Origin of the sequence: Streptomyces sp. NPDC023838 (genome assembly GCF_040639555.1) — a bacterium.
Classification (GTDB): Bacteria; Actinomycetota; Actinomycetes; order Streptomycetales; family Streptomycetaceae; genus Streptomyces.
The window spans coordinates 50,835-63,260 of record NZ_JBFAAD010000001.1 but is presented as its reverse complement, the minus strand read 5'-3'; the positions used below and the strand labels follow the sequence as shown (position 1 = coordinate 63,260).

Sequence of the window (12,426 nt, the reverse complement as noted above, 5' to 3'; positions counted from 1 at the left end):
GAAAAGTCCGGGTTCATTGGACACCCGCGGCGCCTGTCGTCAGGCGATCGTTTGCCGACACTGAGGGTCTCTCTAGGCCGGTCGTCGTTGCACGGCGTCGGCGATGACCGCTGTCACGAGTTTGTTGACGGCTGCCGTGGTCGGCGGGCCGATGTCGCGGTCTGCGAACAGGAGATGCCCGCCACCGACCAGGGAGAGGGTGAGTGAGTCGATGTCGGCGTCGGCTGCGACGCGGCCCAGTTCACGCTCGGCGGCCAGATAAGCGGAGATCGCGGTCGTGGCCTGGGCGAGGATCGCGATGCCGCCTCCGGGCCTGGCTTGCCGCAGCCGTGTGCGCAGCTCGTCCCGGAAGGTGATGAGCGGGATGATTGCCACCGGAATCGGTCCGAACAGGGTGGTCAGCGCGCTGGTGAGGTTGTCGGCCACCGTGCCGGTACCGGCGGTCTCGCGCAGCGCACTCGCCTGCCTCTCAAGCTGCGCGGCCCGGTCGAGCACAAGGTCGGCGAGGAAGGCGTCGAAGTCGCTGAAGTGCCGGTGCAGGACGCCTTTGGCGCAGCCCGCCTCGTCGGTGACGGCCCGGCTGGTCAGCCCGTTCGGCCCGTCCCGCAGAAGTACGCGTTCGGCAGCGTCGAACAGCTGCTGCCGCGCGTCGCGAAGGTGCACCCCAGTCGGCACTCACAGATCCTCTCGTGCGTCAGCCTGCTGGCATCCGTTGCCCAGTGGGCATGCGCCCACTAAGGTGGGCGCATGCCCATCTTACCGCGAGAGCAACCAGAACCGTCCCCGGCGGAACCGCATGAGGCCCGGCGGATGGCCGAAGCGTTCGGCGCGGACGCGCACCGCTACGACCAGGCCCGGCCCGGCTACCCCGATGCGTTGGTGGCACGGATCGTCGCCGGAAGCCCCGGGCCCCACGTGCTCGACGTCGGCTGCGGCACCGGCATCGCAGCCCGCCAGTTCCAGGCCGCCGACTGCGCAGTGCTCGGCGTCGAGCCCGATACGCGGATGGCCGACTTCGCGCGAGGCCGTGGCCTGCAGGTCGAGGTGGCGGCCTTCGAAGCCTGGCAGCCGGCCGGCCGGACGTTCGACGCGGTCGTCGCCGCCCAGTCGTGGCACTGGGTGGATCCGGTCACCGGCGCCGTGAAGGCGGCACATGTGCTGCGTCCAGGGGGACGGCTGGCGATCTTCGGGCACGTGTACGAGCCGCCTTCCGAGGTGGCAGAACCGTTTGCCGCTGCCTACCGACGGGCTGCGCCCGACTCCCCGCTCAACGGCCAACCGGCCCGCCGTCCGCTCGACCTCTACCAGGCGGCATACGCGAAGTTCGCCGACAAGATCCGCGAGACCGAACAGTTCAACGAGCCCGAACAGTGGCGATTCGACTGGCAGCAGTCCTATACGCGCGACCAATGGCTGGACTTGCTGCCCACCACCGGCGGCCTCACCCAACTCCGTCCCGATCAGCTGGCCGAGGTACTGGACGCGGTCGGGGGTGCCATCGACTCCCTGGGCGGACGCTTCACGATGAACTACACCACCCTGGCCGCGACCGCAGTACGCGCCAGCACCTCCTGAGTCCATCCGCCAAGTCGCCGCCGACCCAGGGACCCGCGCGGCCGTTCGACGCCCTGCCGGGCGTCGGCGGAGCGCGGCCGGCCAGGCCGCTGCCGCGAAGCGCTCGGCGCGCAGGTCCTGGTCGTGGAGCCGGGTGAAGTCGACGTCGAGCTTGGGGTCGTACGCCTCGAGCTGGATGCCGAGTTCGTGGATGGAGTACTCGCCGAACCGTTCGACGTGCTCGGTCAGGTACGGCGAGATGGTTGTGAAAGATCACCGCGTTCGTGAGCAGGGCATCGACAAGCCACCGCCACGCCGGACACCACCTCCACGCCACCCACGCGTGCCGCCCGACGCCGTGGGTGGCACGCGTTGTCCGGCTCCTACTCTGCCTGGGGGCGTTCCTCCCGTACGCATTCGATGAGGTAGTCCCCGGTGTCCCCGTCGATCACGACGCCGTGGGCTTCGCTGTGGAAGCCCGGGAAGGCGCGGTCGAACGCCTCAAGCGCGCCCAGGTAGCGCAGCACCGGTCCGTCGGAGGCGCCAAGTGCTTCTCCGGGCATCAGGACGGGGATGCCGGGCGGGGTCACCGTGACCATGGCGGCGGCCACCCGTCCTGGGGCCTCGGTCAGACGCAGACGCTCGGTGCCGCCCCGGATCAGCTGCTGGTAGCAGCGCTGGGGAGGGACGACGGGCTCGGGCAGGTCCCGGAAGGCGGTGTCCAGGGCGTCGATCAGGTCGGCGTTCGTGAGGTGCTCGTGCATCTCCTGACACAGGCCGCGCAGGGTCGTGCGGCCGTAGCGCTTCGGGTAGCGCTCGACCAACTGCGGCAGCACCTGCCCCAGCGGAGTCTCGGCGTCGTGGAGTGCCTTGAAGTCCATCAGGGCGTCCATGAGGGTGCCCCACTTGCCCTTGGTGATGCCCATGGAGAAGAGGATGAGCGTGGTGTACGTGTCGGTCTTCTCGACGACGATGCCGCGCTCGGCGAGGTAGGCGGTGAGGATGCGGGCCGGGATGCCCCACGGCTGGCTCTGGCCCGTGGCGGTGACGCCGGGGCAGGTGAGCGTCACCTTGATGGGGTCGAGCATGCACTGGCCCTGGCTCAGGCCTTCGAAGCCGTGCCAGTCGGCGTCGGGCTCCAGCTCCCAGTACCCCGGTTCGCGGGCCAGCAGCCCGGGCGGGACGTCCGCGAACGGCGTACGGGCTCCGGTGGCCGGATCGGTGACGGTATCCGGCTGCCACACCCCGAAGAACCAGCTCGGCCGGTCACCGGCGGCCGCGATACGGCGCCCCGTCCGGATGACGGCCTGCCGGAACCGGACGGCCTCGGTGACCGCCTCGTGGATCAGCCACTCCCCCTGCGTTCCGTCCATCATCGCCGCCGCCACGTCGAGCGAGGCGATGGCGGGATACAACGGCGAGGTGGTGCCGTGCATCATGAACGCCTCGTTGAACCGGTCGTGTTCGACCGGAGCGCGGGGAGAAGATTTCACATGCACCATGGCCGACTGGGACAGCGCGGCCAACAGCTTGTGCGTGGACTGGGTGGAGAAGACGGTGGGACGCTCCTCGCCCTCGAACGTGTCCTGGTCTACGGCCATGCCGTAACGGTTGACGTAGAGCGGGTGGAAGCGCGCGTAGGCGAACCACGCCTCGTCAAAGTGCAGCCGGGGCGTGCTGGGGGCCAGGGCGCGCGCGGTCTGCACGGTGTCGTAACACAGGCCGTCGTACGTGGAGTTGGTGATCACCGCGTACTGGGCCTGCGGGGAGACCGCTCCCGGCGTCAGGGGGTGGGCTGCGATGCGGCCCGCGACCGCTCCGGCGGCGATCTCGCGCGCGGGGAGCGGCCCCGCCAGGCCGTAACCGTTGCGCGTCGGCACGAGGTAGACGGGACGCGCGCCGGAGATCACCAGGCCGTGCAGGACGGACTTGTGACAGTTGCGGTCCACCAGGGCGATCTCGTCCGTGGTGACGCAGTAGTGGCCGACCATGCGGTCGGCGGTGGAGTCCCCGTGCAGAACGAAGTACGTGCGGTCGGAGCCGAAGATCCGGGCCGCGTTGCGCTCCGCGTCGCCGATGGGGCCGCTGTGCTCGAAGAGCGACCCCAACTCGCCCACGGAGATGGACAGATCCGTACGGAAGAGGCGCTCACCGTAGTAGTCGAAGAGCGCCCGGCCCACCGGTGACTTCAGGAACGCCACTCCGCCCGAGTGCGCGGGCGTGTGCCAGGAGTATTCGTGAGCGCCGTCGAAACGCCGCAGCGCCTTGAAGAACGGCGGCAGGACCGCCTCCCCGTAGGCGCGTGCGGCATGGGCGACGCGACCCGCGATAAAGGAAGGGGTGTCTTCCAGCGGCCAGATGTACCCGACGACACTCTCCGCCACCCACAGGGGCAGCCGGTCCAGGCCGTGGTCGGAGTCCTCGGCCATCACGACGAAGACCGGCAGGTCCTTGAACCGCCGGGAGATCTGCCGCAGGACGGCCGCGCCACCGGTCTGCCCGCCACCGCCTTCCGCGCCGTCGGCTTCGGCGCCCGCTTCGACTTCGGCTTTGGCTTCGGCGGGCCCACCGGTCTCGGACGAGAGGTCCCACGCCACCAGGGCGGCGCTGAGCCCGGCTTCTGTCCGTAGAGCCGCTCGTGCGGCCTCGGCGGTCCGCGCCCACCGCACTTCCAGGCCCTGGTTCTCCAACTCCTTGCCGATACGACGTAGTTGCTCTCCCCCGACTCCCCCGCCGAGGGGATCCTCGCGCAATGCCAGCAGGACCGTACCCTTCGCCATGCCAACCTCCACCTGCGTCGCACCGAACAGCTCGGGCTCAGGCAGCAAGGGTCCTGCGCGCGCAGGACCGCCGGGGCCGGAAGGGGCGACGATCACCCGTATGTGTCACGGGCAGCGCCACGGCGCGGTCAGGGCCAGGGGGCCGCCCACCGCGACCGGCTACCGGGCCGCCCGGTCGGCGGGCGGTTGCTTGAGTTTGGCCCACACCGTCTCCAGGGCCCGGATGTCCGCGTCGTCGAGCCTGCCGTCGAAGACGTCGGCCAGCGCGGCGCGGCGGGTCGCGTCGGCCGCGGCGAAGGCCTTGCGCCCGGCGGCCGTCAGAGCGATACGTACGGAGCGGGCGTCGCTCGGCGCGGGCGCCCGCTCGACCAGGCCGCGGGCGTGCAGCGCGTCGACCACGCGGGAGACCTGGCTGCGGCTGAGCAGGGTCTTGGCCCCCAGGTCCGAGGCGGCCACCGGCTCATCCTGCCCGTGCAGCCAGAGCATCACCTCGAACCACGACAGGGGAAGCTCGTGCGCGCGGGTCAGTGCCTGGTCGACGCGGGCACTGAGCGTGGCACCGGCCCACACCAGGCCGTAAAAGGCGTGGTCGCGGGCGGTCAGGTCTCCCAGGCTGAGGTCCGTACGGGTCATGGCGCCAGCCTACCTGCTTGCGTGCACGTACACACAAATATAGAGTGCGTGCACACACACAGATATGCGCCCGCACATCATTCACAAAACACTGGAGAACGAGGCCCTGATGAGCACCCCCAACACCGCGACCGGCACCGCGACGGACACCGGCCGGCACACCGTCGTGATCACCGGCACGTCGTCGGGCATCGGACTCGCGGCAGCCGTGGCGGCCGCCCGGGCCGGCTGGCAGACCGTCGCCACCATGCGCGACCCGCTGCGGGCCGACGCCCTGATGGAGGCCGCCGCCGAGGCGGGCGTCAGCGACCTCCTGCAGGTCAAGCGACTGGACGTGACCGATCCCGGCTCGGTCGCCGCCTGCCTGGACGAGGTCGTCGCCGAGCACGGGCGGCTCGACGCGGTAATCAACAACGCGGGTGCCGGGGCCGTCGGCACGGTCGAGCAGGACGGTATGGCCCCGGTCCGCGCCGCCATGGAGGTCAATTACTTCGGCGTCGTCGAAGTCACCCGCGCGGCCCTTCCCCACTTGCGCGCCTCCAAGGGCCGCGTCATCACGGTGACCAGCGTGGGCGGAGTGATCGGCCAGCCCTTCAACGAGGCCTACTGCGCGGCCAAGTTCGCCGTCGAGGGGTTCATGGAGTCCCTCGCGCCGGTGGCCGCCACCGTCGGCGTCCACGTCACCGTGGTCGAACCCGGCGCTGTGGCAAGCGAGTTCGTCGCCAGCCAGGAACTCGACATTCCCGCCCTGCTGGCAGCGGCGGGCCCGTACGCGCCTGCCCTGCGCGCCTACGTCGACCGTACGCTGAAGTCCTTCGCCGCCGCCCAGACCCCCGCCGAAGCGGCCGCCCCCGTCATCGAGGCCCTCACCGCCGCACACCCGCCGTTCCGGATCCAGACCTCGGACTGGGCCCGCGCCTTCACGGCTACGAAACTCGCCGACACCGACGGCTCCGCCGTCCAGAACATGACCGCTTCCTGGGTCCGCTGACGGCAGCTTCCAGCGGCCGGTACAGCACACACCGGCGGAGGGGACCTTCGGGCACGCTCGGGTCCTCGAAGTCGTCGGCCGGGTTCCCACGCCATCGCGGCAACGTCATCTACCGGTGCTGGAAGGGGTGTTGGACCGCCTATGGGTGAGAAAATCAGTGGCGGCCGGTGATGCGAGCCGTTAGCTTCCGCCTGAGCCAGGAGCTGCGGGCTACGAGCTACGTCCTACGTGCTACGAGCGATCTGTAGACGTACGAGACGCGACCGCGAAGGGAAACCAGCATGGAGATCGAGGGCGCGCGGACCAACCGTTTGGGCTTGCTGCTCGACCAGTTCGACCAGGCCAGGGAGATGGCGCAGGTACGGCTGGCGCGGCTCGGCGACGACGAGTATCTGTGGGAGCCGGTGCCCGGTTGCTGGTCGGTCCGGCGCCGAGGTGAGGAGGCGACGCCCCGGGCATTCGGGCCGGGCGAGTGGGTACTCGACCTCGGTGCCCCGGACATTCCGGCCAGTGAGTACGCCGAGGTCGCCCGGCAGGCCGCCGACGGTATGAGCGTCGCCAAGATCGCCGAAGACTGGAACGTGAGTGTCGAGCGGGTCGAGCAGGTACTCGCGCACTCCGGTACGCCGGAGCCTGACGAAACGCCGTTCACGACCATCGCGTGGCGGCTGGGCCACCTGCACTTCCACCTGGCGGGCCGCTGGGAGTGGACCTTCGGTGAACGGCGGCAGGAACCGAAGCTGCTGGTCGACTTCACCCCCTCCGCCACCGTGGCACTTGAGCGGTTCTGGGCGCTGGTCGACCGCTGGCGCGACAGTGTCGCCGCCCTGACCGACGAGCAACTCGACACGGTCGGCTTCTCGCGGTATCCGTACAGTAACGACGCGGAATATCCCTACGCGGAGGTGCTGTCCGCGGGCAACCTCGAATTTATCCACCACATGGCCGAGATCGCGCTGCTCCGCGACCTGTGGCGGGCCCGCTTCAGCTCGGGCGGGAGGAAGTAGGTCCGAGCCCGAGCCGACCGATCCAACGACCGTACGTACCCGGTGACCGCACCGGCGACCGCACCCGTTCATCATCGGTGCAGGTGAGTCAGCAACCCTGCGTCGATGGGGTAGGGCCGCTCGGCGGGCAGGAGTTGCCGGGCGGTTTCCAGGTCTCCCTCCCGTACATGGTCATGGATCGTGCGGGCGAGCGGAGTGACGTCGGTGATGGAGGCGATCCACTCGTCGGCGTAGAGATGCGCGGCCTCGCCGGCGAGGCCGAGTTGGAGCGCACGGTGGGGCAGGGGCTGGAGGTGCAGGTCGCGTTCGGGGTCCCACTGCACTCGGGCCGGAGACCGCTTCAACTCGCTCTTCCACGCGGCGCGATCGGTGTGGAGGCCCTCCTCGTAGTGGGACAGACAGGCGTGTTCCAGCGCCCAGGCCAAACCCTCGCGGGTGATCTCCACCGCCAGGACGGTCTCCTGGCCTTCCTTGGTGCCCCATCCGCAGCGGTACATCATCCACAGGAACGACGGCTTGGTCAGTTGACTGCACTAGCTCAGGCCACGGCTCGACTCCGTGACCTTGGTTCACGAGCATGCGGGTGTGCATGAAGCTCCTTCGATTCATCGAGATCTGATCGACGGCCGGGTACGGCTGCCCCAGATGGGGCGGTGGTAGAAGGCGAGTCGCCTTCGCTGCCGTGGCGGGTGGTGGATGCTGCTGGTCGGGAGATCGAGCCGGTCAGCAGTTACCTTCGGGACCGGATGCTGGGCGATGTCAGCCCGCTGACATGTCGCAGCTACGGCTTTGACCTGCTGCGCTGGTACCGGGTGCTCTGGGCACTGGATGTGGGCTGGGAGCAGGCCACCGAGGCGGAGACCGCCGCGTTGGTGGGCTGGCTCCGTTCGGCTCGCAACCCACAGCGCCAGCGCCGGGCCGGTGGCCACCGGGCCGGGACGGTGAACCCGAAGACGGGCAAACCGACGCTTCGGGCCGGGTACGCGCCGGCGACCATCGCTCACAACCTCTCGGCAGTTCATGGGTTCTACGCCTTTCACCTGCACTTCGGCCGAGGTCCGGTGGTGAACCCAGTGCCTGAGAACAGGGCACGCCGTGCTGCGCTCGCGCACCTGTCGCCCATCGAGGCTCGCGCCGCGTACCGGCGCGGCCGGCTGCGGCCGAAGGTGCCTGCCCGGCAACCGCGGGCACTGCCCGATCACCAGTGGGACGAACTGTTCACGCAGATGAAGTGCGCACGGACCGGGCATTGCTGTCCTGCTACGTCTCGTCTGGCGCCCGAGCATCCGAACTGCTCGGAGTCGAACTCGGAGACGTCGACTGGACCAAGGGCCAGTTGTGGGTGATCTCCAAAGGCAGCCGGGCCCGACAACCGGTTCCGGTATCGCCCGAGGCCCTCGCCCACCTCGCCGCCTACCTGGAGGAGGCCGGGCTCCCACCCGACGGCATGCCGCTCTGGCGCACCCGCCGCGGCCAGCCGAGACCGCTGACCTACTGGGCGGCCCGCCGCATCATCCAGCGCGCGGACGAAGCGATCGGGGCGAACTGGACGCTGCACGACCTGCGGCACACCGCCGCGACCCGACTCGCCCGCGACCCGGAGCTGACACTGGTGGAGGTGCAGACGATCCTGCGACATGCCCATATCAGCACCACGGCGCTTTACACGGTGGTCGGGCTGGACGACCTGGTGGACAAGCTCGCAGAGCACTACGCACGGCCGGTCCAGCCGACCACGTGGTCGCAGCGATACGAGGCGAGCGACATCGAGGCGGTGTTCGGTGCCGGGCGCTAAAGTCGGCGACAGCCTGCGGCTCCGAGGCCCGACGACCAATCGGGTCCGCCGTCATGAGAGTGCCGAAGGCCGGGTGGCGACCGGAAACTTCGAGCCCACGGCCATCATTCCCGCCCCTCCGCCACGGCCGATGCAGCCGCCTCGCTCGCTTGGGGACTTCGCGACGGCCTCGGTGGAGGAGAGCGTCGAGGTGGTCATCGGGCACTTCCTGCCTGCTGGCTCCAAGACGTGGCGAGCACGTCAAGAAATGCAGGAGTTCCTCGGCTATCTGACCGGATTTCCTGGAGATACCTGGCAGGAGCGCTGGGAAGCGGCCGGCCACGATGCGGGCATTCCCGTCGGCCGGGTCGCAGGAGACGACCGTGCCCTGAGTCGTCGGCTGAGCGCGGCGGCGGGCCGTTGCTTCGCCATGCGATTGATCCGACCCACGCTGCTGGGCCTGCGCTCCAACACCTTCACCCGCTACACCCCGTGGTTCCGCAGCATCGCGAATGATCCGTGGCTGGAGGAGTTCTGCGAGCGGGTCGATCAGCTGCCCGTCGGCTCCTCCCGTCGTGGCCGGGCGAAGTCCGACGTTTGCTACGCGTTGACGGTCTTCGGGATCGACCTGGACGGGCTCACGCCCGAGGCCCTGCTGCACTACGCCGTTGAATGCCGAGCCCATGCTCTGGCCGGGGAAGACGCCGAGTCGGGCACCTTCTCCGGAACACTGGCTTGGCCGGTGTTGCACGAGATGGGGCAGTTTCCGCGCTCCGCTCCGCGAACTCTGCGGGCTGCTGTCACCCGGGGGCAGTTGTCGATCAAGGAAGCCGTAGACCGCCATCAGCTGCGCAACCGCGAGGTGCGGGACCTGTTGGTGGAGTACGTACGCCGCCGCTCCGCCGAGTTGGACTACTCGACCCTGCGGCACCTGATCACCCGCCTGGTCAAGACGTTCTGGAAGGTGATCGAGGAGATCAATCCTGAGCAGGCCGACCTGCGGCTGTCGGAGGAGACCTTCACACAGTGTAAGGAGAAGCTGCTGGTCCTGCCCGGTGACAAGCCGCGCCTGGACATGGACGGCCCGCTGCTGGCGGTCCGGTCCCTCTACCTCGACCTGCACACCTGGTCCGTCGCCGAGCCCGAGCGGTGGGCGAAATGGGTCGCGCCCTGCCCGGTCCGGGACGCCGACCTGCGTCACTTCCAGCTGCGTCGACGCCGCCTCAACGAACGGATCGCCAACCGCACGCGAGTCCGCCAGCCGCTGCTGCCGATCCTCTCCCAGCACGTCAACGACACCTGGCACCAGCGCAGAGAGCTGCTCAAGGCCGCACAAAGCGTCAGACCCGGCGAAGAGTTCGTACACGACGGCACCACATGGCTGCGGGTGTCCTGCAACGAGCGCCACAACCGGCCCCCGGTCCGTGTGGTCAACCGCACCACTGGCGACCTCGTACGCATCTCCCAGGACGAGAACGCCGCGTTTTGGCAGTGGGCCGTCGTGCAGACACTCCGGCTGGCCAGCCTGCGCGCCGAGGAACTCACCGAACTGAACCACCTCAGCGTCCGGCAGTACCAGCACCCGAACGGCGAGGTCGTCGCGCTCCTGGTCGTCAGCCCGTCCAAGAGCGACCGTGAACGCGTCATCCCCATGTCGGCCGAGCTGTTCCACGTCATCGCCCAGGTCATCCGCCGCCACCGCGAGGAACACGGCACCGTCCCGGTCTGCGCCCGATACGACCTGCACGAGAAGGTGTGGAGCGAGGAACTGCCCTACCTCTTCCAGACCGTCCACAGCAGCAGCCAGCGCGGCATGTCCAGCACGACGGTGTGGCGCATCGTCCGACGTGCGTGCAATGAGTTGGCCGCCACGCACCCGGAGTTCGCCAACGTGCACTTCGCCCCACACGACTTCCGACGGCTGTTCGCGACCGAGCTGGTGAACAACGGTCTGCCAATTCACATCGGTGCCGCCCTGCTCGGGCACCTCGACATCCGCACCACCCGCGGCTACGTCGCGGTCTTCGACGAGGACGTCATCAGCCACTACCACCAATTCCTCGCCCGACGCCGAGGAACGCGACCAGTGGAGGAGTACCGGGAGCCCACCCGGGACGAGTGGGAGGACTTCCAGGAGCATTTCGACAAGCGCCGCGTGGAACTCGGCTCCTGTGGTCGTCCCTACGGCACTCCGTGCGCGCACGAACACGCCTGCATCCGCTGCCCGATGCTCAGCATCAACCCGAAGATGCTGCCTCGCCTCAACGAGTTGGAGGAGGACCTCCTCGCCCGTCGCAAGCGAGCTGTCGAAGAGGACTGGCGCATCGAGATCGAAGGTCTCGATCTGACGCTCACCTTCTTGCGGAGCAAGCGCGAGCAGGCCCGCCGCTTCCAGCGCAGCGATCCTGTCTCCCTCGGAATGCCTCCGATCCCGCATCAGAAACCCCAGGCCACAGACAGGTGAGCAGCACTGCGAACACCAGAATCGCGGCCTGGGTCAGAATCGGGGGCATGGATGTTCCCAAGCTGCTGGAAGCTGCTTCCCTGCTCGTTCCCGAGGACATCGCCACCGAGAACGACATCACGGTGGCCGATGTCTGGGAGTACCTCACCCAGGACGAGTGGGAGGTGGCTCTCGGGCTGCTGGAGGAACTCAGAGACGTCCATCCGCTTCCACTCAGCTTCTGGGAAGCTCTGGCCACCGCAGCCGAGCAGATGCGGATGGAGAAGAGCGCGGCCTGGTGCCACTGGCGCTGCTACGAGACGCGCAACGGCATCATCCGGGCCGACCTCACCCTCCGCCCGGCCGCCGAGGCCAGACGACAGGCGCCCATATCCGGCGCCGGCGTCCTGCGACCGATGTGGAACATCGGAAACCGAACTCCGACCGGCGAACCGGCCCTCAACATCGCCATGCTCTGGATTGAGCGCACGCCCTTCCTCGAACCTGGTGGGCGAGCCTCGGTGAGACTCGCGCCCCTTGACCCTCAGCAGTGGCAGCACCTTGAGCCCGGCCAAGTGATCACCATGCACGAGGACCGATCCGTGGCCGGGACGGCAGTCGTCCTGGAGGCTCAGCGACCCTGCGGCCACGCCCACGGCATAGAGTCGAAAGATCAGTAACGACCGCGGGAGGGGAACATGGCGGAGTGGAATTGGCAGCTCAGACAGGGTGAGCGGCTGGTGGGAACCTTGGCCCTCGAAAGCGGCGACATGTTCTGGTCCGACTGTCGCTTCGAACCCGGCCCAGCTTGGGAAGGGCTTGCTCCCCTGTTCGCCGCTTCTCGCGATGCCTGGCGCCGTGGTGACGAGGATGCGGCCTTGGCCGCAGACGAAACGATCTACGCCCAGGACCTCGTCCTCGTTCCAGACAGCGGCGGAGCCCCGATCACGGAGTTCCTGATTCGGATCGAGGGGGAGGTCGCCCGATTCCGTCACTGATCCGGCGCAGTCACGCTCCTTCGGACTTCTAACGCCCGCGTTGGTGCAGAGAAGATCCACGTCATCCGGTCCCGCTGCCACAGGGCCGGGAACCGGCCCTCGCGGGCTGCCGGGAGGCCGATCTCCGGCGCGTACGCCTGGTAGACGGTGACCGTGGAGGCCGTGTACTGGGCCCGGATCTGATACTTGGGTTCTTTCACGATCACCAGAGTGGGCATGCCGGGCCGCGCGCGCCATCGAATTACG

General features: G+C 68.7%; 11 protein-coding genes and 2 pseudogenes. 8 read left to right on the top strand and 5 right to left on the bottom strand.

Going from position 1 to position 12,426, the window contains the following annotated elements; genetic code table 11:
• Positions 1 to 72: 72 nt before the first annotated feature.
• Complete coding sequence (locus tag AB0G17_RS00325) at positions 73 to 675, bottom strand: TetR/AcrR family transcriptional regulator (RefSeq protein WP_361373878.1); 603 nt, start codon at positions 673 to 675, stop codon at positions 73 to 75.
• A gap of 72 nt (positions 676 to 747) precedes the next feature.
• Between AB0G17_RS00325 and AB0G17_RS00320 the strand changes: the two genes are divergently transcribed.
• Positions 748 to 1,575 carry a class I SAM-dependent methyltransferase gene (locus tag AB0G17_RS00320; RefSeq protein WP_361373876.1) on the top strand — a complete coding sequence of 276 codons (828 nt, stop codon included), beginning with the start codon at positions 748 to 750 and terminating at the stop codon, positions 1,573 to 1,575.
• Positions 1,576 to 1,937: 362 nt separating this feature from the next.
• Here the strand turns inward: AB0G17_RS00320 and AB0G17_RS00315 are convergent, their stop codons facing one another.
• Positions 1,938 to 4,334, bottom strand: a complete 2,397-nt coding sequence (locus AB0G17_RS00315) for an Orn/Lys/Arg decarboxylase N-terminal domain-containing protein (protein ID WP_361373874.1) — start codon at positions 4,332 to 4,334, stop codon at positions 1,938 to 1,940.
• A gap of 159 nt (positions 4,335 to 4,493) precedes the next feature.
• Positions 4,494 to 4,967: a helix-turn-helix domain-containing protein gene (locus AB0G17_RS00310; protein ID WP_361373872.1), complete on the bottom strand. Its 474-nt coding sequence runs from the start codon at positions 4,965 to 4,967 to the stop codon at positions 4,494 to 4,496.
• Between the two features lie 109 nt (positions 4,968 to 5,076).
• On the opposite strand from AB0G17_RS00310, the gene AB0G17_RS00305 reads away from it, so the two are divergent.
• Both AB0G17_RS00305 and AB0G17_RS00300 read left to right on the top strand, forming a co-directional pair.
• The gene (locus AB0G17_RS00305; protein ID WP_361373870.1) at positions 5,077 to 5,958 is read left to right on the top strand and encodes an SDR family NAD(P)-dependent oxidoreductase; all 882 of its coding nucleotides are present in this window, start codon (positions 5,077 to 5,079) and stop codon (positions 5,956 to 5,958) included.
• Between the two features lie 281 nt (positions 5,959 to 6,239).
• On the top strand, positions 6,240 to 6,965 hold the full coding sequence (locus AB0G17_RS00300) for a DinB family protein (RefSeq protein WP_361373868.1): 726 nt from the start codon (positions 6,240 to 6,242) through the stop codon (positions 6,963 to 6,965).
• A gap of 71 nt (positions 6,966 to 7,036) precedes the next feature.
• On the opposite strand, the pseudogene AB0G17_RS00295 reads toward AB0G17_RS00300, so the two are convergent.
• A pseudogene (locus AB0G17_RS00295) lies at positions 7,037 to 7,483 on the bottom strand (DUF4291 domain-containing protein); the annotation flags it as partial.
• A 135-nt stretch (positions 7,484 to 7,618) separates the two neighbouring features.
• Between AB0G17_RS00295 and AB0G17_RS00290 the strand changes: the two are divergent.
• From AB0G17_RS00290 to AB0G17_RS00270, 5 genes are all read left to right on the top strand, one after another.
• Positions 7,619 to 8,311: a hypothetical protein gene (locus tag AB0G17_RS00290; protein WP_361374587.1), complete on the top strand. Its 693-nt coding sequence runs from the start codon at positions 7,619 to 7,621 to the stop codon at positions 8,309 to 8,311.
• Positions 8,197 to 8,760: a site-specific integrase gene (locus tag AB0G17_RS00285; RefSeq protein WP_361373866.1), complete on the top strand. Its 564-nt coding sequence runs from the start codon at positions 8,197 to 8,199 to the stop codon at positions 8,758 to 8,760. The genes AB0G17_RS00290 and AB0G17_RS00285 overlap by 115 nt, the downstream gene beginning before the upstream one ends.
• A gap of 130 nt (positions 8,761 to 8,890) precedes the next feature.
• On the top strand, positions 8,891 to 11,203 hold the full coding sequence (locus tag AB0G17_RS00280; RefSeq protein ID WP_361373864.1) for a site-specific integrase: 2,313 nt from the start codon (positions 8,891 to 8,893) through the stop codon (positions 11,201 to 11,203).
• Positions 11,204 to 11,250: 47 nt separating this feature from the next.
• Entirely contained in the window at positions 11,251 to 11,862 is a 612-nt protein-coding gene (locus tag AB0G17_RS00275; protein WP_361373862.1) for a hypothetical protein, read from the top strand.
• 18 nt (positions 11,863 to 11,880) lie between these two features.
• Entirely contained in the window at positions 11,881 to 12,180 is a 300-nt protein-coding gene (locus AB0G17_RS00270) for a hypothetical protein (protein ID WP_361373860.1), read from the top strand.
• Positions 12,181 to 12,233: 53 nt separating this feature from the next.
• Here the strand turns inward: AB0G17_RS00270 and AB0G17_RS00265 are convergent.
• Positions 12,234 to 12,398 (bottom strand): annotated as a pseudogene (locus AB0G17_RS00265) (DUF4291 family protein); the annotation flags it as partial.
• Between the last annotated feature and the right edge of the window lie 28 nt (positions 12,399 to 12,426).

Bases quoted from the DNA above. Each gene is read 5' to 3' on its own strand.
- AB0G17_RS00320 (WP_361373876.1), top strand. From the start codon at position 748: ATGCCCATCTTACCGCGAGAGCAACCAGAACCGTCCCCGGCGGAACCG.
- AB0G17_RS00315 (WP_361373874.1), bottom strand. From the start codon at position 4,334: ATGGCGAAGGGTACGGTCCTGCTGGCATTGCGCGAGGATCCCCTCGGC.
- AB0G17_RS00310 (WP_361373872.1), bottom strand. From the start codon at position 4,967: ATGACCCGTACGGACCTCAGCCTGGGAGACCTGACCGCCCGCGACCAC.
- AB0G17_RS00305 (WP_361373870.1), top strand. From the start codon at position 5,077: ATGAGCACCCCCAACACCGCGACCGGCACCGCGACGGACACCGGCCGG.
- AB0G17_RS00300 (WP_361373868.1), top strand. From the start codon at position 6,240: ATGGAGATCGAGGGCGCGCGGACCAACCGTTTGGGCTTGCTGCTCGAC.
- AB0G17_RS00280 (WP_361373864.1), top strand. From the start codon at position 8,891: ATGCAGCCGCCTCGCTCGCTTGGGGACTTCGCGACGGCCTCGGTGGAG.
- AB0G17_RS00275 (WP_361373862.1), top strand. From the start codon at position 11,251: ATGGATGTTCCCAAGCTGCTGGAAGCTGCTTCCCTGCTCGTTCCCGAG.
- AB0G17_RS00270 (WP_361373860.1), top strand. From the start codon at position 11,881: ATGGCGGAGTGGAATTGGCAGCTCAGACAGGGTGAGCGGCTGGTGGGA.